17 protein-coding genes are annotated in these 21241 nt (G+C 69.1%); 8 read left to right on the top strand and 9 right to left on the bottom strand.

Features of this window, described 5'->3' with window-relative positions; all coding sequences use genetic code 11:
* Nucleotides 1-85 precede the first annotated feature (85 nt).
* Nucleotides 86-1126, top strand: a complete 1041-nt coding sequence (locus tag PV396_RS29060; RefSeq protein WP_319209626.1) for a 3-isopropylmalate dehydrogenase — start codon at nucleotides 86-88, stop codon at nucleotides 1124-1126.
* Nucleotides 1127-1391: 265 nt separating this feature from the next.
* Nucleotides 1392-2480 carry a branched-chain amino acid aminotransferase gene (locus PV396_RS29065; RefSeq protein WP_319209629.1) on the top strand — a complete coding sequence of 363 codons (1089 nt, stop codon included), beginning with the start codon at nucleotides 1392-1394 and terminating at the stop codon, nucleotides 2478-2480.
* A 203-nt stretch (nucleotides 2481-2683) separates the two neighbouring features.
* Here PV396_RS29065 and PV396_RS29070 read toward each other — a convergent pair whose 3' ends face one another.
* Nucleotides 2684-2833 carry a hypothetical protein gene (locus tag PV396_RS29070; protein ID WP_319209631.1) on the bottom strand — a complete coding sequence of 50 codons (150 nt, stop codon included), beginning with the start codon at nucleotides 2831-2833 and terminating at the stop codon, nucleotides 2684-2686.
* Here PV396_RS29070 and PV396_RS29075 point away from each other — a divergent pair.
* From PV396_RS29075 to PV396_RS29090, 4 genes are all read left to right on the top strand, one after another.
* The gene (locus PV396_RS29075; RefSeq protein ID WP_319209633.1) at nucleotides 2823-3893 is read left to right on the top strand and encodes a hypothetical protein; all 1071 of its coding nucleotides are present in this window, start codon (nucleotides 2823-2825) and stop codon (nucleotides 3891-3893) included. The two genes, PV396_RS29070 and PV396_RS29075, sit on opposite strands and share 11 nt — an antisense overlap.
* 310 nt (nucleotides 3894-4203) lie before the next feature.
* Nucleotides 4204-5808 carry a citramalate synthase gene (gene cimA, locus PV396_RS29080; RefSeq protein WP_319209636.1) on the top strand — a complete coding sequence of 535 codons (1605 nt, stop codon included), beginning with the start codon at nucleotides 4204-4206 and terminating at the stop codon, nucleotides 5806-5808.
* A 174-nt stretch (nucleotides 5809-5982) separates the two neighbouring features.
* Nucleotides 5983-9009, top strand: coding sequence for a glycoside hydrolase family 3 protein (locus PV396_RS29085; protein ID WP_319209639.1), 3027 nt, complete (start codon nucleotides 5983-5985; stop codon nucleotides 9007-9009).
* A gap of 95 nt (nucleotides 9010-9104) precedes the next feature.
* The gene (locus PV396_RS29090) at nucleotides 9105-10460 is read left to right on the top strand and encodes a hypothetical protein (RefSeq protein ID WP_319209641.1); all 1356 of its coding nucleotides are present in this window, start codon (nucleotides 9105-9107) and stop codon (nucleotides 10458-10460) included.
* Nucleotides 10461-10630: 170 nt separating this feature from the next.
* On the opposite strand, the gene PV396_RS29095 is transcribed toward PV396_RS29090, so the two are convergent.
* From PV396_RS29095 to PV396_RS29110, 4 genes are all read right to left on the bottom strand, one after another.
* A complete protein-coding gene (locus tag PV396_RS29095) occupies nucleotides 10631-11416 on the bottom strand; it encodes a serine protease (RefSeq protein ID WP_319209644.1) in 786 nt (261 codons plus the stop codon).
* A gap of 178 nt (nucleotides 11417-11594) precedes the next feature.
* On the bottom strand, nucleotides 11595-12092 hold the full coding sequence (locus PV396_RS29100) for an N-acetyltransferase (RefSeq protein ID WP_319209647.1): 498 nt from the start codon (nucleotides 12090-12092) through the stop codon (nucleotides 11595-11597).
* 196 nt (nucleotides 12093-12288) lie between these two features.
* Entirely contained in the window at nucleotides 12289-12759 is a 471-nt protein-coding gene (locus PV396_RS29105; protein WP_319209649.1) for a hypothetical protein, read from the bottom strand.
* A gap of 277 nt (nucleotides 12760-13036) precedes the next feature.
* Entirely contained in the window at nucleotides 13037-13654 is a 618-nt protein-coding gene (locus tag PV396_RS29110) for a YceI family protein (protein WP_319209652.1), read from the bottom strand.
* Nucleotides 13655-13975: 321 nt separating this feature from the next.
* On the opposite strand from PV396_RS29110, the gene PV396_RS29115 reads away from it, so the two are divergent.
* Nucleotides 13976-15583: an acyl-CoA carboxylase subunit beta gene (locus PV396_RS29115; RefSeq protein ID WP_319209654.1), complete on the top strand. Its 1608-nt coding sequence runs from the start codon at nucleotides 13976-13978 to the stop codon at nucleotides 15581-15583.
* Between the two features lie 70 nt (nucleotides 15584-15653).
* Nucleotides 15654-15842 (top strand): acyl-CoA carboxylase subunit epsilon, encoded by a 189-nt coding sequence (locus PV396_RS29120; protein WP_319209656.1) that lies wholly within the window; start codon nucleotides 15654-15656, stop codon nucleotides 15840-15842.
* 215 nt (nucleotides 15843-16057) lie between these two features.
* On the opposite strand, the gene PV396_RS29125 is transcribed toward PV396_RS29120, so the two are convergent.
* From PV396_RS29125 to PV396_RS29140, 4 genes are all read right to left on the bottom strand, one after another.
* A complete protein-coding gene (locus tag PV396_RS29125; RefSeq protein ID WP_026248371.1) occupies nucleotides 16058-16639 on the bottom strand; it encodes a GTP-binding protein in 582 nt (193 codons plus the stop codon).
* Complete coding sequence (locus tag PV396_RS29130; protein ID WP_319209657.1) at nucleotides 16620-17207, bottom strand: DUF742 domain-containing protein; 588 nt, start codon at nucleotides 17205-17207, stop codon at nucleotides 16620-16622. The genes PV396_RS29125 and PV396_RS29130 overlap by 20 nt, the downstream gene beginning before the upstream one ends.
* A 96-nt stretch (nucleotides 17208-17303) precedes the next feature.
* The gene (locus tag PV396_RS29135; RefSeq protein ID WP_005479603.1) at nucleotides 17304-17717 is read right to left on the bottom strand and encodes a roadblock/LC7 domain-containing protein; all 414 of its coding nucleotides are present in this window, start codon (nucleotides 17715-17717) and stop codon (nucleotides 17304-17306) included.
* A gap of 10 nt (nucleotides 17718-17727) precedes the next feature.
* On the bottom strand, nucleotides 17728-21069 hold the full coding sequence (locus PV396_RS29140) for a nitrate- and nitrite sensing domain-containing protein (RefSeq protein ID WP_319209661.1): 3342 nt from the start codon (nucleotides 21067-21069) through the stop codon (nucleotides 17728-17730).
* Nucleotides 21070-21241 lie beyond the last annotated feature (172 nt).

Consider the following 21241-nt stretch of genomic DNA (forward strand, 5'->3'; position numbering starts at 1 on the left):
ACGGTCCGCTCCTCGCGGCCGGGACACGGCGTCCGTATCGCGGACATGGAGTGTCATCCCATGGGACCCGGAGTACGGTGCCGTTATGTCTCGCAGCATCAATCTCGCAGTGATTCCCGGTGACGGCATCGGCCAAGAGGTCGTGGCCCAGGGGCTGAAGGTGCTCTCCGCCGTCCTTCCGCAGGATGTGAAGCTGGAGACCAAGGAGTTCGACTTCGGCGCCCGGCGCTACCACGCCACCGGTGAGACCCTCACCGACGCGGACCTGGACGCCCTCAAGAAGCACGACGCGATCCTGCTCGGTGCGATCGGCGACCCGAGCGTGCCGTCCGGTGTCCTCGAGCGCGGCTTCCTGCTGAAGCTCCGCTTCGCCTTCGACCACCACGTCAACCTGCGTCCGTCGAAGCTCCTCCCGGGTGTCGCCACCCCGCTCGCCGGCCAGCCGGAGATCGACTTCGTGGTCGTCCGTGAGGGCACCGAGGGCCCGTACACCGGCAACGGCGGAACCATCCGCAAGGGCACCGAGCACGAGGTCGCCACCGAGGTCTCGGTGAACACGGCGTTCGGTGTCGAGCGTGTCGTGCGTGACGCCTTCGCGCGTGCTCAGGCCCGCCCGCGCAAGAAGCTGACGCTGGTCCACAAGAACAACGTGCTGACCTTCGCGGGTCACCTGTGGACGAACATCTTCAACAAGGTGGCCGAGGAGTTCCCCGAGGTCACCACGGACTACATCCACGTGGACGCGGCGACGATCTACCTCGTCACCGACCCCGCCCGCTTCGACGTGATCGTCACCGACAACCTGTTCGGCGACATCATCACCGACCTCGCCGCGGCCGTCTCCGGCGGCATCGGCGTCGCCGCGAGCGGGAACATCAACCCGTCCGGCGAGTTCCCGTCCATGTTCGAGCCCGTCCACGGCTCGGCCCCGGACATCGCGGGCCAGGGCAAGGCCGACCCGAGCGCCACCGTCCTGTCCGTCGCCCTGCTGCTGCGCCACCTCGGCTACGAGACCGAGGCCGCCCGTATCGAGGACGCCGTCACCGCCGACCTCGCGGAGCGCGGCACCACGACCCGTACGACAGAAGAGATCGGCGACGCCCTCGCCGTACGAGTAGCCGGCTGACCCGCGGCGCTCACTCGAAAACCAGTACCTTTCGAAGCCGCCGGATCGCATCCGCACCCGGCGGCTTCTCTTATGTCCCCGCCGGGTGTCACCATCATCCCCTGGGTCGCTTTCACGCCCTTTTCGTCCATGGCCCCCTTCACGCGATAATCGAACGCGGAGCCGCGGACGAAGGCAATGCTCGGACGTCCTCATATCGACCACCCGTGGTCGAGGGCGTGGGGCGCGGCCCGTCACACACAAAACCGGTGAAGGACAACCACTCATGACGACGCCCACGATCGAGCTCAAGCCCTCGGCCTCGCCACTTTCCGGCGCGGAGCGCGAGGCGATCCTGGCCAACCCCGGCTTCGGCCGCCACTTCACCGACCACATGGTGACGATCCGGTGGACCGAGGGCCGCGGCTGGCACGACGGCCAGCTCGTCCCGTACGGCCCGCTCTCGATCGACCCGGCCAACATGACCCTGCACTACGCGCAGGAGATCTTCGAGGGACTCAAGGCCTACCGCCGTCCCGACGGCTCCGTCGCCACCTTCCGCCCGGAGCGCAACGCCAAGCGCTTCCAGCACTCCGCCCGGCGCCTCGCGATGCCCGAGCTGCCCGTCGAGACGTTCATCGAGGCCATCGACCTGCTTGTCCGGCAGGACAGCGACTGGGTGCCCGCGCACGGTGGCGAGGAGTCCCTCTACCTGCGCCCCTTCATGATCGCCACCGAGGTCGGCCTCGGCGTCAAGCCGGCCAACGAGTACCTCTTCCTGGTGATCGCCTCTCCCGCCGGCGCCTATTTCCCCGGTGGCGTCAAGCCCGTCTCCATCTGGCTCTCCGAGGACCGCGTCCGCGCCGTCCCCGGCGGCATGGGCGACGCCAAGACCGGCGGCAACTACGCGGCCTCCCTGCTCGCCCAGGCCGAGGCCGCCGAGCACGGCTGCGCCCAGGTCTGCTACCTCGACGCCGTCGAGCACAAGTGGATCGAGGAACTCGGCGGTATGAACCTGTACTTCGTGTACGGGGACCGGATCGTCACCCCCTCCCTCACCGGCTCCATCCTGGAGGGCGTCACCCGCGACTCCCTCCTCACCGTCGCCCGCGACCTCGGCTACACCGCCGAGGAGGGCCGCATCTCCATCGACCAGTGGCAGCGTGACGCCGAGAACGGCAGCCTGACGGAGGTGTTTGCCTGTGGCACGGCGGCGGTGATCACTCCTGTCGGTACGGTCAAGCGGCCGGGTGTGGAGTGGCAGCACGTTGAGGGCGAGCCCGGTGAGGTGACGCTGCGGTTGCGTGAGGCGCTTCTTGACATTCAGCGGGGGACGGCGGAGGACCGCCACAACTGGATGCATCAGCTCGGCTGAGGGCTTGACGGGGTCGGGGATCTTTGGCTGCGGGCCGGTGGGGGCTGGTCGCGCAGTTCCCCGCGCCCCTAAAAAACGGGCGCGTTTCATTCGTTCTGGTGAAAATGGGTGTCGGTGGGTAACTGGCGTTTTACTGTGGGTGGTTGAGGGGGAACTGCCTAACACGGGGGAACAGCCATGTATGCCTACCGGAACGCGCCTCGTCACGCTGCCGCTCTGGTGATCGCCGTCGTTGCGTCGGCGGCGCTCACCGTGCCCGTCGCCGGGGCCGCGGTCAGGGTGCCGTATACCGAGGCGGTCAGTGTCACCCCCGCCGGGAAAGCGGGGAACGGGCCCACGCGTGTGTCCGTCATCAGTCGCAACGGCCGTCATCTCGCGCTCACTTCGGACGCCGAGGACCTGGACCCCAACGTGGCGCACAGCGGTATGTACGTACGCGACGCGCGCACCGGCAAGCTCCGCTTCGCGGGATTCGGGGGGCTGGTGGCGGTCCTCAACGACGGCCGATACGTGTACGTCCAGTACGCGCCGTCCGCCGAGGACACCGACGTGTGGATCGACAGGGTCGGCACGAGCGGGCGGGTGGGCTTCGGGATCGAGATTCCCGACGGATTCACGGGACAGCCCTCCGAGGTCTCCGTCAGCCCCAACGGACGCTACGCGGTCTACACGCTCCAGGAGACCGCCCAGAGCTACAGCAGCGTCGTCTTCCTGCGCGACCGCGTCGCCGGTACCACCCAGCGGATCAGCCACCCCAAGCCGACCTGGGAGGCGCGCAACGCCTTCCAGCCGACGGTCAGCGACGACGGGCGTCGCGTCGTCTACCAGTACAACTACATGAACGGCCCGCGCGGCGACGACTGGGGCGACGTCTGGATGTACGACCGCAGCACCCGCAAGCACACCCAGATCGACCGCTCCCACGACGGCTCGGCGACCGAGAAGGAGTCCCTGAACCCGTCCATCAGCGGCAACGGCCGTACGGTCGTCTTCGAGTCCCGTGACACCCACCTGGTCCCCGGCGACACCGACGCCAGCTGGAACGTGTTCGTGCACGACCTCCGCACCGGCAAGAACCGGCGTGTCCACGGCACCCAGGGCGGCCCCGGCGAGGTCTACACCCGGGACGCCGCGATCAGCGCCGACGGCCGCCATCTCACCTTCACCTCGGAGGTGACGGAACCCGGCAGCCAGTACGGCAAGGAGTACCCCGTCTATCTGCGGGACCTGAAGAGGGGCACCACCACCCTGGTCACGCCCGACACCCACGGCGGCACCGCGACCGCCGAGATCCTGCCGGGCCGGATCGCCGACGGCGCCCGCCGTATCGTCTTCCAGTCGTCCGACCCGACCCTGATCCCGAAGGGCGACACCAACGACGGCGCCGACGCGTTCGTACGGCACGTGCGGTGATCAGCCCAGTGCTCGCATCCTGAGACGGAGGGTGAGCACGGGGGCGGTGTGTGCCAGACTGCCCCCGTGCTCTCGTTCGCCACGATTATTGGCAGCAGGCGCGCCGGTCCGCAGTGACCGCTTCGTACGACCAGGTACGAGCGGCCATCGTCGTCTTCGACCCGCGCGCAGACCTCTCGCACCCGCGAGGGGTTTTTCGCTTTTCTGGCCCACCTTCAGCCGGAGAAGGAGCGTGAGGGATCATTGGGGGACGGTGGAACCGGTCATTCCGGTACAGACCGAGATCGACATCCTCAGGAGCCTTGAGATCATGACGGAAACCAGCGAGCTCGACGACTCGTTCCACGTCTTCGACACCACCCTGCGCGACGGCGCCCAGCGCGAGGGCATCAACCTCACCGTCGCCGACAAGCTGGCGATCGCACGGCACCTGGACGACTTCGGCGTCGGCTTCATCGAGGGCGGCTGGCCGGGCGCCAACCCGCGCGACACCGAGTTCTTCGCCCGCGCCCAGCAGGAGATCGACTTCAAGCACGCCCAGCTGGTGGCCTTCGGCGCCACCCGCAGGGCCGGTGGCAGCGCAGCCGAGGACCCGCAGGTCAAGGCTCTCCTGGACTCCGGCGCGCCCGTCATCACCCTGGTCGCCAAGTCCCACGACCGGCACGTCGAACTGGCGCTGCGCACGACCCTCGACGAGAACCTGGAGATGGTCCGCGACACCGTCGCCCACCTGCGTTCCCAGGGCCGCCGCGTCTTCGTCGACTGCGAGCACTTCTTCGACGGCTACCGCGCGAACCCCGAGTACGCCAAGGACGTCGTCCGGGCCGCGTCCGAGGCCGGCGCCGATGTCGTCATCCTCTGCGACACCAACGGCGGCATGCTCCCGGCCCAGGTCCAGGCGGTCGTCGCCACGGTCCTCGCCGACACCGGCGCTCGCCTGGGCATCCACACCCAGGACGACACGGGCTGCGCGGTCGCCAACACCCTTGCCGCCGTCGACGCGGGCGCGACCCACGTCCAGTGCACGGCGAACGGCTACGGCGAGCGCGTCGGCAACGCCAACCTGTTCCCCGTCGTGGCGGCCCTGGAGCTGAAGTACGGCAAGAAGGTCCTGCCCGAGGGCGCGCTGCGCGAGATGACCCGTATCTCCCACGCCATCGCCGAGGTCGTCAACCTCACGCCGTCCACGCATCAGCCGTACGTGGGTGTCTCCGCCTTCGCCCACAAGGCGGGCCTGCACGCCTCGGCCATCAAGGTCGACCCCGACCTCTACCAGCACATCGACCCCGAGCAGGTCGGCAACACCATGCGGATGCTGGTCTCCGACATGGCGGGCCGCGCCTCGATCGAGCTCAAGGGCAAGGAACTCGGCATCGACCTGGGCGACGACCGCGAGCTGGTCGGCCGGGTCGTCGCGCGGGTGAAGGAGCGCGAGCTCAAGGGCTACACCTTCGAGGCGGCCGACGCGTCCTTCGAGCTGCTGCTGCGCGCGGAGGCCGAGGGCAGGGCCCGTACCTACTTCGAGGTCGAGTCCTGGCGCGCGATCGTCGAGGACCGCCCCGACGGCAGCCACGCCAACGAGGCCACGGTCAAGCTCTTCGCCAAGGGCGAGCGGATCGTCGCGACGGCGGAGGGCAACGGCCCGGTCAACGCCCTCGACCGCGCACTGAAGGTGGCCCTGGAGAAGATCTACCCCCAGCTCGCCAAGCTGGAGCTGGTCGACTACAAGGTCCGCATCCTCGAGGGCAAGCACGGTACGCAGTCCACGACCCGGGTCCTCATCTCCACCTCGGACGGCAAGGGCGAGTGGTCGACGGTCGGCGTCGCCGACAACGTCATCGCGGCGTCGTGGGAGGCCCTGGCGGACGCCTACACGTACGGGCTGCTGCGAGCGGGCGTACAGCCCGCGAAGTAGGGAGACCCGGCCAGGGCTCCGGGGCCGAGTGACGCGAGGCCTGTTCGGGCGCTTGACGGTCGCATGTGGCGCTTGTTGACTCGCGGCGTGTTCCAAGCCGTGAGTCCACGCCAGGTGTTCAGGTGGGCTCAAGGATCCAAGGACTCCAGGTCTCCGAGAGCCGAGGGAAGGTCCATGCGACGAACCGCCCTGCTCGTCTGTGCCACGTTACTCACCGGGCTGTTGCCCCTGGCCGCCGCGGGCACGGCGGCCGGGGCCGACGACCCCGCCCCCGTCCCGGTGGACCGCTTCGAGGGTGAGGTCCCCTTCGCCTCACCGCCCGCCGACGGCATCTTCACCTGGGGCGGCGACAGCGACGACCCGCCCCGGCTCGCCCTCACCGAACGGGCGGACGCCCCCGAGGGCGCCAAGGTCCTGACCGGCACCTACGACATCAGCGGCTACGGCGGCTTCACTCACGACTTCGCCTTCGCCGAGCCCGCCCACGACTGGTCGGCGAGCAAGGGCATCCGCTTCTGGTGGGAGGGCCGGAACAACGGCAGGAAGGTCAACTTCGAGCTGAAGGACGGCGGCGCCAACGGCGAGGCCTCCGAACTCTGGACGACCTCCTTCACCGACGACTTCACCGGCTGGAAGCAGATCGAGCTCCCCTTCACCGGCTTCGTGTACCGCACGGACTACCAGCCGGTCGGCGGCATCGACCAGATCCTCGGCCTCACCGAGACCTGGGGGTACGCGCTCACCCTCCCCGTCGGGATCAGCGACCGATTCGCCATGGACGGCGTGGAGTTGTACGGCAGGGCGGACCCCGCACTGCGCGCGTCCGTCACCACCGGCTCCGCCGTGTACCCCGTGAAGGAGGGCGGCACGGCGAAGGTCGGCGTCACCCTCGGCACGACCGGTTCCGCCCCGCTCACCGACCCCGTCACGGTCACCTACGAGACGACGACCGGCGGTACGGCGTCGGACGGCGCCGACTACCGGCCCGTCCACGGCGAGTTCACCTTCCCGGCGGGCACCGCCTCCGGCACCACCCGCACGATTGAGGTCCCCACCCGCAAGGACAGATCGGCGGAACCGGCGGAGACGATCCCCCTGAAACTGACGGTCACCGGAGCCAAGGCCCCCGCCGAGAACCCGCAGATCGTCATCGACGCCCACGGACTCCCGTATCTGAACGCCAAGTTGCCGGTGAGGCAGCGAGTCGCCGACCTCCTCTCCCGGATGTCCCTGGCGGAGAAGGCCGGCCAGATGACCCAGGCCGAGCGCGGCGCGGTCACGGCGACGCCCGGTGACATCGCGTCCTACGCTCTGGGCTCGCTGCTCTCCGGCGGCGGCTCGACACCCACGCCCAACACCCCGGCGGCCTGGGCGAAGATGATCGACGGCTACCAACTCCGGGCGCGGGCAACGCGGTTCCAGATCCCGTTGATCTACGGCGTGGACGCGGTGCACGGCCACAACAACCTCGTCGGCGCCACGATCCTGCCGCACAACATCGGCATCGGAGCCGGTCGCGATCCCCAACTCGCCTACCAGGCAGGGAAGGTGACAGCGGCCGAGGTCAGGGCGACCGGCATCCCCTGGGACTTCGCGCCCTGTCTCTGCGTGGCCCGTGACGAACGCTGGGGGCGCACATACGAGTCGTTCGGCGAGGACCCGGCGCTCGTCGAGTCGATGGAGACGGTGATCCAGGGCCTCCAAGGGCGCGCGAACGGCACGGAGTTGAAGCGGAACGACAAGGTCCTCGCCACGGCCAAGCACTTCGTAGGAGACGGCGGCACAACATACGGCTCCTCCACCACCGGCTCGTACACCATCGACCAGGGCGTCACCGAGGTCACCCGTAAGCAACTCGAGGCGGTCCACCTGGCCCCGTACCAGGACGCCGTGGACCGGGGTGTCGGCTCGGTCATGCCGTCCTACTCCTCCCTCGACATCGCGGGCGACGGCCAGGGGCCGGTGAAGATGCACGCCCGCGCCGACATGATCAACGGTGTGCTGAAGGGCCGTATGGGCTTCGACGGCTTCGTCATCAGCGACTGGCAGGCCATCGACCAGATCCCCGGCGACTACGCCTCCGACGTCCGTACGTCCGTCAACGCGGGCCTCGACATGATCATGGTCCCGTACGCCTACCAGGACTTCCGCACCACCCTCGCCGCCGAGGCGAACGCCGGCCGGATCAGCGGCAAGCGGATCGACGACGCGGTCTCCCGCATCCTCACCCAGAAGTTCAAGCTCGGCCTCTTCGAGAAGCCGTACGCCGACACCAGCGGCGCGGCGGACATCGGCTCAGCCGAACACCGGTCGGTGGGAAGGGAGTTGGCGGCGAAGTCACAGGTGCTGCTGAAGAACGCGCACAGCGTCCTGCCGCTCGCCGGGTCCCAGAAGGTGTACGTCGCCGGGTCCAACGCCGACGACATCGGCAACCAGACCGGCGGCTGGACCGTCACCTGGCAGGGCTCCTCCGGGAACATCACGAAGGGCACGACGATCCTGGAGGGCATGCGCAAGGCGGGCGGCGACATCACCTACTCCAAGGACGCCTCCGCCCCGCTGGCCGGACATGACGTGGGCGTCGTGGTCGTCGGGGAGACCCCGTACGCCGAGGGCATGGGCGACGTGGGCAACGGCAACGACCTGGAGCTGAGCGACGCCGACAAGGCGGCGGTCGACCGGGTGTGCGCGGCGATGAAGTGCGCGGTACTGGTGGTCGCCGGGCGCCCCCAGCTCATCGGCGACCGGCTCGGTGACATCGACGCTCTCGTCGCCTCCTGGCTGCCGGGCACCGAGGGCGACGGCGTCGCCGACGTGCTCTACGGCAAGCGGGCGTTCACCGGCCAACTCCCGCTCACCTGGCCGAAGTCCGAGGCCCAGTTGCCGATCAACGTGGGCGACACGACGTACGATCCGCAGTTCCCGTACGGCTGGGGCCTCACGACGAGAACCAGGATCCCGGAGGGCGGCGAGAAGACCCTGAAGGCGCTGTCGGTCGCGGCCGGTGCGGCGCAGAAGGCCCACGACGCCAGGGCGGGACGCGCACTCGTCACCAGGGCGCGACTGCTGGTCCAGGAGAGGATCGGCCAGGGGATCACGCCGGCGACCGCCAAACCCTTCGCCGACGCCGACCACCTGCTGCTGACCGGCCGGTACGGCGCGGCCGTGGAGAAACTGAGGGCCGCGTACCGGGCGGCCTGAGACAAGGGCGGCAACGGAGAATTCGGATGGTGGAGGCCTCACCGGCAAACCATCACCGTCTCCGTTTCCGCCCTCCTTCGGGTAGCTTCGAAGATATGAAGGCCGTGCTGGTCCGTCGTGTCGTACGCCTGCTGCTGATGCCCTTCGCCGTGACATTCGCGGCCCTGATCCTGCTGGCATCCGCGCCCGGCGCGCATGCGGCCACCGACCTCTCCAAAGTCGCCGAAGCACTCCGCGCGAGCCCGGTGTACGTGGACCCGGCCGCCTCCGACCTGCTGTCCGCGTCCGACGCCGACGCGCTCGCCGCCAAGATCGAGGACGCCGACAAACCCGTGCTCGTGGCCGTCCTCCCGGCCGACTATCCGACCCAGAACCTCTTCACGAACCTCCGCACGGAGACAGGCGTCACGGGCCTGTACGCCGTACGTCTCGGCGACCGCTTCGACGCGCGGGCCGACAGCGGTGTGCTCGGTCAGTCGGCGGTCGCCAACCTCGTCACGGCGGTCGGGAGCGCGGGCGACACGAAGGCCCAGCTCAACGACTTCGTCGACGCCGCTCTGCGCGGCGACGTCGGCGGTTCCGCGCCTGCCACGTGGAGTGGCTCGGGCGGTGGCGGTGGCGTGGACACGGGGGCGCTGATCACCGCCGGCGCGGTGCTGGCGGCGGGCGGCGCCGGCGCGTACGCACTGGTCCGGCGCAACCGGCGGCGGCACGAGGAGGAGCGGCGGGCCGCGCTCGCCAAGCTGACGGTCGTCGTCGACGAGGACATCACCGCGTTCGGCGAGGAACTCGACCGGCTCGACTTCCACCCCGCCGAGGCGGGCGCCGACGACGCGATGCGCGCGGACTACGAACGGGCGCTGGACTCGTACGAGAAGGCGAAGTCGCTGATGGCGGCCACGCGGCGCCCGGAGGAAGTGCGCGCGGTGACCCAGACACTGGAGGACGGCCGGTTCTCCCTGGCCCAGCTGGCCGCGCGCCGCGAGGGCCGCCCGCTGCCCGAACGCCGAGGCCCCTGCTTCTTCGACCCGCGCCACGGCCCCTCGGTCACCGACGCGACCTGGACCCCGGCGGGCGGCACACCGCGCGAGGTCCCGGTCTGCGCCGCAGACCAGGCCCGTATGGCCGACGGCCACGACCCGGCGTACCGCGAGGTGGAGACCGCCTCCGGCCCCCGCCCCTACTGGGACGCGGGCCCGGCGTACGGCCCCTGGGCAGGCGGCTACTTCGGCGGCGGCATCCTCCCCGGCCTCCTGGTCGGCACGATGCTGGGCAGCATGATGGCCACCCCGTCCTACGCGGCGGACTACGGCGCCGGCTACGGCGGCTCCGAGGGCGGCGACCTGTCAGGCGCGGACTTCGATCCCGGAGACTTCGGCGGCGGCTTCGGCGGAGGAGACTTCGGGGGAGGCGGGGACTTCGGAGGCGGGGACTTCGGAGGCGGGTTCTGAGTTTTCAGCCCCCTCCGGCGTTTGAGGAGCGGGGGTTCGGGGGCGGAGCCCCCGAGGATGGGACGGGTAGGGGCGGCGGGGGCGAACCACCCTCGGCGGCCACACGCACGAACCCGGCGCTGAGAGCGCCGGGCCCATGGACGTCGTACGGACTGCGGTGAAGACGCGCGTCAGAGCGTCGCCGCCGCCGAGGCAATGGCCGAGGCGAAGGTCGAAACCTCGGAGTACACACCAGGCGCGTTGCGCTGAGCGCACCCGTCACCCCAACTCACGATACCCACCTGAATGAACGCCCCGGCGTTGTCCTTACGGAACATCGGCCCCCCGGAGTCACCCTGACAGGTGTCGACCCCGCCCGCCGCGAACCCGGCACAGATCTCCTCCCCGGCAACGAGCCCGTTGTAGAGCCCGCCGAACGCCTTGCAGGTGGCGTCGCTGATGAACGGCACCGTGGCCTTGAGCATGTACCGCTGCTGAGCGCCATTCTCCCGGGCCGCACCCCACCCGGCGACGGTGAAGTCACCGGTGTTGTACTGCGTGGTCGTCGCGATCTTCAGCGTCGGCAGGTTGATCGGCTGGGCGAGCTTGATGAGCGCCCAGTCCTTGCCGGTGCCGTTGTACCCGGGGGCCTGAAGCACCCGAGTCGACCTGACCTGGACGCGGCCGGAGGTGGACTGGAGGTCCACGACACCGGCGGTGGCCGTGATGCTGGTGTTGGCGCCGGAGCCGTTCACACAGTGCGCGGCGGTGAGGACGATCTGCTGCGTGTAGAGCGCGCCGCCACAGCCCATGGAGAGCCGGACCATGAACGGGAACTCGCCCTGCGCGGCACGGGTGCCTCCGACGACGGGCGCGGGGGCGGCCTGCGCGGAGGAGAGGGGCTGAAGGCTGATGATCGCGAGCGCGGCGGCGCCGGCGGCCGCGGCTCTCTTGAGCGCGGTGATGAGCTTCTTCAACGTGATGCCTTCCGTGGGGGGTGGACATACGCAGAGATGTCAGGCTCATGCCAAACAAACAGAAAGAACTCCTGCGCTGAATGGCATGAGCCGGTCAAAATCTGTTGAAGGATTATGGGAACGCTGTGAGCGCGGCCACAAGGGGCGAAATCAGGCCGTCGGCATCGAGCCAGACGTGCTACGCGCCGGCGTCGGGCAGCCGCAACCACTCCGCCCAGGACAGATCACGCCCGATGAACCGAGGCCGTACGAAGGGCCAGTCGTCGGCGATCCACTGAGGCACGAGAGCGTCGAGAGCCCGCTCCACCTCGCCCCCCACGGCACTGTCGACCACCCACCAGGACACCTCGGCGTCGGCGCCGGCCTTCTCGGGCGGATCGATGTATACGCACCCGAGTTCGGCGGTCTCGCCCTCGTCGAGGAGGACGTAGTTGAAGGACTCGTGGGCGTCGATCTCGGCGGCGTGCCGCTCCAGATCGGCGAGATTGGCCTCGTAGGTGATGGTGGCGGCCGGCCACCCCCAGGCCTCCCCGAAGATGCCCCAGAGCCGCTCGCGCGACCCCATGACGGTCGGATAGTCGAGCGCGGCATCGGCCCCACGAATCGGCCGCAGGTGATACCCACCGGGTACGTCGACGTGCAGGGGGTGGGCGAAGTCGCGGGGGAGCCAGGTCATGATCGGAGGCTAGCTCCCCGGTGGGAACCTCGCATCGGGTTTTCGCGGGGGAGTGGTCAAGGGGCCGTCATCGGTCGTGTCCCGTTTCCCGGCGGCGCCCTGAAACCGTGTCAGCCGTGTCTCGCCCCGGCACTCCTCGCGGGCCGCGTGAACGATCCGCGCGCCGCCCGCGAGGAGATTTCCGGTCCCGCCGTGACTACGGGATCGTGACGCGGTAGACACCGTCGGCGACGTCGGCGTTCGAGGGGGTGACGGTCACGCCGCCGAGGGACTGCGTCCGGGCTCCCCACTGCGGGATGTACGCGTCACAGTTGCCGCTCTCCCAGGCGGAGACGCGGTAGGCGGTGCCTGCGGCGACCTGGTAGGTGGTGGCGTAGATGATCCGGGGCGAGGCGCCGGAGGGCGAGCCGTTGTTTATGCACGTGACGGTGGTGCCGTCGTCGATCTGGAGGCTGCCGAAAGCCACGACGGACATGCCTGCCCCTCGGGCGAAGACCGGTACGTCGGCGGTGAGTGTGGCCGTGGGGGCGGCAGCTTCCGCCATCGACGCCGCTGACGCCGTGGGCGCCGCGGCGAGCGCGGCGGCACAGGCGACGGCGAGCAGGGCGGTCAGGCCGGCGGACCGGGCCGTGCGGAGGGTGCGGCTGTGGGGGTGTGTGGGGCGCATGACGTCTCCAACTGGCGAGAGGATGTCCCGATCTGGATGACTTGGCGAATGCCTGTGGGGGGGGCAACTTGAACTATCAAGCAGACCCTGTTGCGCTTGGCATGAACTGTCAAGCGTGTGGGACGGTTTCCGGCCTGATTGACTCCCACCACGCCCGTGTGACCCTCACTCCCGGCAGTACAAGTCCGCCAGACACGTCCGCCCGCCCGGTCGAGAACTGACCAGGCGGGCGGTTCGTTTCCACTCCGTGGATGCCGGCGGCTCGGCACGTGTCGTGTCACGCGTTCCTGATGGCCGAGATGTCGAAGTTCAGCTTGATCTTGTCGGACACCAGGACCCCGCCCGTCTCCAGCGCCGCGTTCCACGTCAGGCCCCACTCCGAGCGGAGGATCTCCGCCTTGCCCTCGAAGCCCACGCGCTCGTTGCCGAAGGGGTCCTTCGCCGCGCCGTTGAACTCCAGGTCGATGGAGATCTGCTTGATGGTGCCGAGGATCTCCAGGTCACCGGTGATGCGGTAGTCCTCGCCGCCCAGGGACTCCGCCTTGGTGGAGCGGAAGGTCATCGTCGGGAACTCGTCCGTGCGGAAGAAGTCGGCGCTCTTCAGGTGGCCGTCGCGGCCGGCGGACCCCGTGTCGATGCTGTCCATCTTGATGTCGAGGGACGCCGTCGAGGCCGAGGGGTCGGTGCCGTCCAGGTGGAGGGTGCCCTCGAACTCCTTGAAGCTGCCCTTGACGTTCGTCACCATGGCGTGCCGGGCGACGAAGCCGATCGTCGTGTGGGACGGGTCGATCGTGTAGTCGCCGGTGAGCGCGGCGAGCTCGGGGGCCACGGCGGTCGTCACGGACGAGGTGGCGGTGTCGCCGTAAGCGGTGTTCTTGCGGCCGAAGATGCTCATGGCGTGGCTCCTTGGGGACGAGGTACCGAAGTCGTTGAACGTTGAATCAGTTCGACAAGGGCCACCGTAGACCCATCCTGTTCAATATTCAACTGTGTCGGTGGAGTGTGGGCGACGTTACTCCGAGTGGTGTAGTCCAGTCGGGTAGATTGTGGGCGCCGATGCGACGCCTTTGTGTGACCCCTACAACCCGTACGCCCCCTGAGCAGTCGGGTCGGCTGCATCCCGGCGTTGTTCTGTTCAGGGGTACCAGGAAAACGCGCCGGAGACTGTACGGAGTCGACGGGCCGGTTTTCTTGCTCGGCTTCGTATGGTCGCTACATGACCGTTTTGGATGAGGCGCAGGGTGAGCTCGCGGGCGAGCCGACGGTGGAACCGACGGACGCACGCGGGCGCGTGGCCGAGCTGCACGAGATCCGTGCGCAGGCCCTGGCCGGCCCCAGCGAGAAGGCCACCGCGGCGCAGCACGCCAAGGGCAAGCTGACCGCCCGGGAGCGCATCGAGCTGCTCCTCGACGAGGGCTCTTTCAACGAGGTCGAGCAGTTGCGCCGGCACCGGGCGACCGGGTTCGGTCTGGAGGCGAAGCGGCCGTTCACGGACGGCGTCATCACCGGCTGGGGCACGGTGGAAGGCCGTACGGTCTTCGTGTACGCCCATGACTTTCGTATCTTCGGTGGCGCGCTGGGTGAGGCCCACGCCACGAAGATCCACAAGATCATGGACATGGCCATCGCGGCCGGGGCCCCGCTGGTGTCGCTCAACGACGGCGCCGGCGCCCGTATCCAGGAGGGCGTCAGTGCCCTCGCCGGGTACGGCGGCATCTTCCAGCGCAACACCAAGGCCTCCGGCGTCATCCCGCAGATCAGCGTGATGCTCGGCCCGTGTGCGGGCGGCGCGGCCTACTCGCCCGCCCTCACCGACTTCGTCTTCATGGTCCGCGAGACCTCGCAGATGTTCATCACCGGTCCGGACGTCGTCAAGGCGGTCACCGGCGAGGAGATCACCCAGAACGGCCTCGGCGGCGCCGACGTGCACGCCGAGACCAGCGGCGTGGCGCACTTCGCGTACGACGACGAGGAGACCTGCATCGCCGAGGTCCGCTACCTCCTCGCGATGCTCCCGCAGAACAACCGCGAGAACCCGCCGCGCGTCGCGTCCGAGGACCCCGCCGACCGGCGCAGCGACGTCCTGCTGGACCTCGTACCGGCCGACGGCAACCGGCCGTACGACATGGCCAAGGTCATCGAGGAGATCGTCGACGACGGCGACTACCTCGAGATCCACGAGCGTTGGGCCCGCAACATCATCTGCGCGCTCGGCCGCCTCGACGGCCAGGTCGTCGGCATCGTCGCCAACCAGCCGCAGAGTCTCGCCGGGGTCCTGGACATCGAGGCGTCGGAAAAAGCTGCACGATTTGTCCAGATGTGCGACGCTTTTAACATCCCGATCGTCACGCTGCTGGATGTCCCCGGCTTCCTGCCGGGCGTCGACCAGGAGCACGGCGGAATCATCCGGCACGGCGCGAAGCTGCTCTACGCCTACTGCAACGCGACCGTCCCGAGGATCTCGCTGATCCTGCGCAAGGCGTACGGAGGCGCGTACATCGTCATGGACAGCCAGTCCATCGGCGCTGACCTCACCTACGCCTGGCCGACGAACGAGATCGCCGTGATGGGCGCCGAAGGTGCCGCCAACGTCATCTTCCGCCGCCAGATCGCGGATGCCGAGGACTCCGAGGCGATGAGGGCTCGGATGGTCAAGGAGTACAAGTCCGAGCTGATGCACCCCTACTACGCCGCCGAGCGCGGTCTGGTCGACGACGTCATCGACCCGGCCGAGACGCGCTCGGTGCTCATCAGGTCGCTCGCGATGCTGCACACCAAGCACGCCGACCTGCCCTCGCGAAAGCACGGCAACCCCCCGCAGTGATCCCACTCGGTAACCCAGCGGATCCTTCGCGGTCCCCCCGCGGAAACCTCTCTCACGGAGACTGTGACCTATGAACACCTCTGACATTCGCGTCGAGAAGGGCCATGCCGAGCCCGAGGAAGTCGCCGCCATCACGGCCATCCTCCTGGCCCGCGCGGCAGCGGCCCCGGCGGCTCCCGCGGCCCACCGCCGCCCCAAGGCCGGCTGGCGCCGCCTGGAGCGCGAGGGCGGCTTCCGCGCCCCGCACAGCTGGCACTGAGCCTGGGTTTTGAAACGGCCCCCCTTCCGTGATGCGGGAGGGGGGCCGTTTCGTATGTGTGTCGGCTGCGGGCCGTGGGGGCTTGTCGCGCGCAGTTCCCCGCGCCCCTGAAAAGGCGGGGCTGCTCTCAGGGGCGCGGGGAACTGCGCGACAAGCCGAAGGGCTGCCGCAGACGGCGTACAACCGTCCGAGGCAGCCCATTGGCCGCACGACAACTACCGCAAGCGAGCCATCAACGCGTGCTCCACCAGAGTGATGAGCGCCGACTTCGCATCCGCCCGATGCCGGGCGTCCGTCGTGATGATCGGAGTATCCGGCCCGATCTGCAGAGCCTCCCGGACCTCGTCCGGGTTGTACGGCTGGTTGCCGTCGAACCCGTTCAGGGCGATGACGAACGGAAGCCCCGAGTTCTCGAAGTAATCGACAGCGGGGAAACAGTCGGCAAGGCGCCTCGTGTCAACGAGGACGATCGCCCCGATCGCACCGCGCACCAGGTCGTCCCACATGAACCAGAACCGGTCCTGGCCGGGCGTACCGAAGAGGTACAGGATCAGGTCCTGGTCCAGGGTGATACGGCCGAAGTCCATGGCGACGGTCGTCGTCGTCTTGTCCCCGGTGTGCGTAAGGTCGTCGATCCCCGCGGACGCGGACGTCATCACGGCCTCGGTACGCAGCGGATTGATCTCCGAGACGGCCCCGACGAACGTGGTCTTACCCACGCCGAAGCCGCCCGCCACCACGATTTTCGCGGACGTGGTGGAGCGGGAAGGCCCTCCGCTAGAGCTTGCGAAGTCCACTGAGCACCCTTTCGAGCAAAGTCACGTCTGGCTGGCCGCCGGCGCTCTCGTCGCCGCCGGGCTGATGAATGGCGACCAGGCCTGCCTCCGCCAAGTCGGCGACGAGGATCCTGGCCACGCCGAGAGGGATGGTCAGCAACGCCGAGATCTCGGCCACCGACTTGATCTCTCGGCAGAGGTTGCAGATTCGCTGATGCTCGGGCAACTGGCCCTGCATCTGGTGCGGCTGCGCAGTGGTGTGCACCAGCGCCTCGATGGCGAGCTGGTAGCGCGGGCGGGTCCGGCCGCCGGTCATGGCGTACGGACGCACCAGAGGGTTGTTCGACCCCCCTGCGGGGGAAGGCTCCGAGGAGCGGCGCTGCGGCTGCACGGGCTGGATGCGGGGCGACGGCGGCTGGTCGTACGGCGACGGCCCGGGACCCTGCGGGTGCTGGGGCGCGTACGGCTGCTGCCGACGGTGGCTGGGTGCGGAGGGGAAGTTGTACCGGTTCTGGTCACCCTGGCCCTGACCCTGGCCAGGGCCGTACGACCAATTGCCCGAGGGCGAACCGCCTGGGGGTGTTGCCACTTTCTTCTCCTCCTCCGACTGTGCCGGGCACCGCATCACTGTGGAGCCGCGTCCGAAACCTACCGCCCCGAGACGCCAAAACGCACTGTCTGACTGTTAGTTGAGAAGGCTCCCTTGGAGCTCCGCACGCAGATCGGGTGTCAGGACCGTGCCGGCACGGTCGACCAGAAGCGCCATCTCGTACCCAATGAGACCGATGTCGGCCTCCGGATGTGCAAGCACCGCGAGGGACGAACCGTCGGACACGGACATGATGAACAGGAATCCCCGCTCCATCTCCACAACCGTCTGGTTCACGCTGCCGCCCTCGAAGATGCGCGAGGCACCCGCGGTGAGAGAGGTCAGACCGGAGGCGACAGCGGCGAGCTGGTCCGCACGGTCTCGCGGAAAGCCTTCGGACATCGCCAGAAGGAGTCCGTCGGCGGAGACCACCACCGTGTGCGACACCCCGGGGGTGTTGTCCACGAAGTTGGTGATCAACCAGTTAAGGTTCTGCGCCGCCTGGCTCATCGGGCTCACACTAACGCTCCTGGTTGTAGGTGCTGTCAGGCCCACCGTGGTGATTCCTGGTGGCCTGGCCGTTCGTCTCACTGCCTGCGGTGCGTCCTCGTTGGACACCCCGGCGCAGGTTGCTCAACCTGCCCCGGATGTCCTCGGGGGCGCGGGAGACCGACGGGCCGCCCTGGGGAGTCGCTTCCGCGGCACCCTCGATCAGGTTGGCCTTCGGTACCCGACGCGGCAGGCCGGAGGAGGTAACCCCGCCCGCCTTGGGCTTGCGGAGCTGTGAGGCCTGCTGCCAGCGCTCGTCGTTCGCCGAGCGCCAGTCGTCGGGACCGGTTCCGTTGCCGTTCGCGGTGCCGTTGTGCTCCGCGGGTGCCGGTGCCGGAGTCTCCTGGCCCACGTGCTGACGGGTGGTGCCGTTGCTGGTGCCGCTCGCGGTGGATCCGCGGCGGGGGAGCCCGGCATCGGTCAGCGTGTGGGCGGCGGAAGGCGCCGGTCCCGGACGCTCGAAGCCTACGTGATTCCGCTCACTCACGTCAGCGGCCTGCGCGGATTCCGAATCCGGAGCGTACTCGGAGTGGTGCCCGTTCTGGTAACCGTCCGGCTGCGGCCAGTCGTCCTGGTAGCGCCGCTCCTCGAAGGCCGAGAAGCCCTCCGGGGCGGAGGCGTGGGCCGGCGCGGGCTCCTCCTGGGCGGGCTCCGCGTACGCGGGCTCCGGGTAGCCGCCGTTGCCGTTGCCGTTGCCGTTCGAGGACGGGTAGCCGTTGGCCGCCGGGTAGTCGCTGCCGACCGCCGGGAAGTCGTCCGTCTGCGGGTAGCCGTTGCTCCCGTTGAAGTACGGCTCCTCGTACGACGGCTGCTGCCGCTCCTCGTAGGCCGTCTGCTGGTCGAAGCCCGCGAAGGGCTCCTCCAGGGCCGGGCTCTGGCCGTTCGGCGCGGCCGTGAAGTCGTCGCCGTACGCGGGGGCCTCGATGGCCTCGTGCGGGGCCGACTCGGGGTGCGTCTGGGCCTCCAGCTGCGCCCGGCGCTCCTCACGCATCAGGGAGCGGCCCACCGGGTCCAGCTCACGGATGTCGTCGGGGACCTCGGTGTAGCGGCTGTCGTCGAAGCCGAGCTCGGCCGCCGTACGCATCGGCTGCACCTGGGCGGGCTGGAAGTTCTCGCCGACGTAGTTCTGCTGCTCGGGGATGATCTGCGAGACGGTGAACTCGTCGCGCTGCATCTGCTGCTCGCCACCGCCACCGTGGGTGATGGCGTCCGGGAGCATGACCAGCGAGGTCGTACCGGCCTGCTCGCCCGAGGGACGGAGCTGGACGCGGATGCCGTGCCGGTCGGACAGCCGGCCGACCACGAACAGGCCCATGCGCTGGGAGATCGCGGCGTCCACGGTCGGCGGGTTGGCCAGCTTGTGGTTGATGTCCGCGAAGTCCTCGGCGGTGAGGCCGATGCCCTTGTCGTGGATCTCGACCATGACCCGGCCGTCGGGGAGACGGGTCGCCGTCACCCGGACCTTGGTCTGCGGGGACGAGAACGTCGTGGCGTTCTCCAGCAGCTCCGCCAGCAGGTGGACGAGGTCGGTGACCGCACGGCCGTGGATCTCGGCCTCCGGTACGCCCGACAGCTCGACGCGCTCGTACTGCTCCACCTCGGAGGAGGCGGCGCGCAGGACGTCGACCAGCGGGACCGGCTGGTCCCAGCGGCGACCGGGCTCCTCGCCGGCGAGGACGAGGAGGTTCTCGCCGTTGCGGCGCATACGGGTCGCGAGGTGGTCCAGACGGAAGAGGTTCTCCAGCTGGTCCGGGTCGGCCTCGTTGTTCTCCAGGTCGGTGATCAGGGTCAGCTGGCCCTCGATCAGGGACTGGTTGCGGCGCGAGAGGTTGGTGAAGATCGCGTTGATGTTGCCCCGCAGCAGGGCCTGCTCGGCGGCCAGCCGGACCGCCTCGCGGTGGACCTGGTCGAAGGCGCGGGCGACCTCGCCGATCTCGTCCGTGGTGTTGATGGGGATGGCGGCGACGCGGGTGTCGACGCGACCGGGGTCGGTGCGCGAGAGCTGGTCGACCAGCATCGGCAGGCGCTGCTCGGCGATACCGAAGGCCGCGTTGCGCAGCTGGCGCATCGAGCGGCTCATCTGGCGGGCCACCATGCCGGCCAGGATGAACGCGGCGAGCAGCGCGACCACGACGGCCGCACCCACGATGATCGCGTCCTGCTTGGCGTCGTCGGAGATCGAGGCGGCCTCGTTCACCGCGCTCTGGGAGAGCCCCGACTCCAGCTTCAGGTACATGTTGTATTTGAGGGTGTTGACCGCCCACCAGTTCTGCGTGGTGATGCCCTTGGCCGCGAGCTCGGCGCGGGCGTCGCTGTCCGTCGAGGGGAGCGCGGCGATAGCCGCGAGCATCGCGTTCGGGTCGGACGGCGGCGGGACGTACGTCGCGCCCTTGGCCGCGGCGGCCTGGGCGGCCTGCTCGGCCATCTCCTTGCCCTGAGCCGTGGCCTGGGCGGACGCGTCCTCCAGCTTCTTGGCGTCCTCGGGGGTACCGCCACCGATGTACTCCGCGATGGCGATCTTCTCGAGGTACGCGTACGAGGTGAGGGCGATGCGCTGGCGCTGGAAGCTGCTCTGGCCGGGACCGGGGTTGACCAGCAGGTGAATGCCGATGGCCCGCTCGAGCGACGCCGCGGCCTTGGTGAGGGAGAGCGCGTACACGATCCGGCCGTAGGCGGTCGAGTAGGTCTTGTTGCCCGTACCCAGGCCCAGCTCGTTGGAGAACTCCATCAGGCTGTGGGTGAGGAGGGTGTAGCTCTCCTCGGAGTCCACGCCCTGGCGCTTGGAGGTGTAGGCGGTCTCCCGGACCGTCGCCAGCTGGGGCTCGACGTCACGGAACAGCTTCAGGCGGCGCTCGAGGCTCGCCCGCTGCGGGATGTTCCGCGAGGCGACGTCGAACGCCTCGGCGGCCTTGTCGGTGACCGCGCGGGCCTTGACGACCGTGGGGTCGTCCTCGCCGTCGCCCGCGAGCAGGGGCTCAGCGGTGATGTCGCGCTCCTGGAAGAGGGCGTCACCGTAGACCAGGGCGGCCTGCACGAGACGCGCGGTCTTCTCCGCGTCCTCGGCCTGCTGCCAGGTGTCGATCGAGCTCTTCACCTGGAAGCCGCCCATGATCAGGCCGACCACCACGGGTATGAGCAGGATCGCGTTCAGCCTGGTCGGCACGCGCCAGTTGCGCGGGGAGAAACGGCTGCCGCTCGGAGCGGGTGGCGCCATCGGCTCCGAGCCGGGCGCAGCGGCGGACGCCGCTCCGCGCGGCGGCGGGGTGAAGTTGCCCCGGGCCGACGGCTCGGGACCGTTCTTGCTTCGCCTCACTCGACCAACAACCTCTCGGCGGAAGGCACCAACGTTGTGCCGCAGTGTCTCAGAGCCCGGTAAGTCAAGACCCCTCTACAGGGGTACGTCTTTGACTATTAGGCAGTTCAGGCATTCCAGCACGTAGGCCTTCGCTCTTCCAAACGTCGGAATGCGAAGATCCATAGCGATG

The organism is Streptomyces sp. ME02-8801-2C, assembly GCF_033793965.1.
Lineage (GTDB): Bacteria > Actinomycetota > Actinomycetes > Streptomycetales > Streptomycetaceae > Streptomyces.

What these genes read in the sequence shown, in the direction of transcription:
- PV396_RS29100 (WP_319209647.1), bottom strand. Translation starts at nt 12,092, where the DNA reads ATGACCTGGCTCCCCCGCGACTTCGCCCACCCCCTGCACGTCGACGTA.
- PV396_RS29110 (WP_319209652.1), bottom strand. Translation starts at nt 13,654, where the DNA reads ATGAGCATCTTCGGCCGCAAGAACACCGCTTACGGCGACACCGCCACC.
- PV396_RS29060 (WP_319209626.1), top strand. Translation starts at nt 86, where the DNA reads ATGTCTCGCAGCATCAATCTCGCAGTGATTCCCGGTGACGGCATCGGC.
- PV396_RS29135 (WP_005479603.1), bottom strand. Translation starts at nt 17,717, where the DNA reads ATGAGCCAGGCGGCGCAGAACCTTAACTGGTTGATCACCAACTTCGTG.
- PV396_RS29090 (WP_319209641.1), top strand. Translation starts at nt 9,105, where the DNA reads ATGAAGGCCGTGCTGGTCCGTCGTGTCGTACGCCTGCTGCTGATGCCC.
- PV396_RS29070 (WP_319209631.1), bottom strand. Translation starts at nt 2,833, where the DNA reads ATGACGGACACACGCGTGGGCCCGTTCCCCGCTTTCCCGGCGGGGGTG.
- PV396_RS29105 (WP_319209649.1), bottom strand. Translation starts at nt 12,759, where the DNA reads ATGCGCCCCACACACCCCCACAGCCGCACCCTCCGCACGGCCCGGTCC.
- PV396_RS29120 (WP_319209656.1), top strand. Translation starts at nt 15,654, where the DNA reads ATGAACACCTCTGACATTCGCGTCGAGAAGGGCCATGCCGAGCCCGAG.
- PV396_RS29065 (WP_319209629.1), top strand. Translation starts at nt 1,392, where the DNA reads ATGACGACGCCCACGATCGAGCTCAAGCCCTCGGCCTCGCCACTTTCC.
- PV396_RS29115 (WP_319209654.1), top strand. Translation starts at nt 13,976, where the DNA reads ATGACCGTTTTGGATGAGGCGCAGGGTGAGCTCGCGGGCGAGCCGACG.
- PV396_RS29085 (WP_319209639.1), top strand. Translation starts at nt 5,983, where the DNA reads ATGCGACGAACCGCCCTGCTCGTCTGTGCCACGTTACTCACCGGGCTG.
- cimA (WP_319209636.1), top strand. Translation starts at nt 4,204, where the DNA reads ATGACGGAAACCAGCGAGCTCGACGACTCGTTCCACGTCTTCGACACC.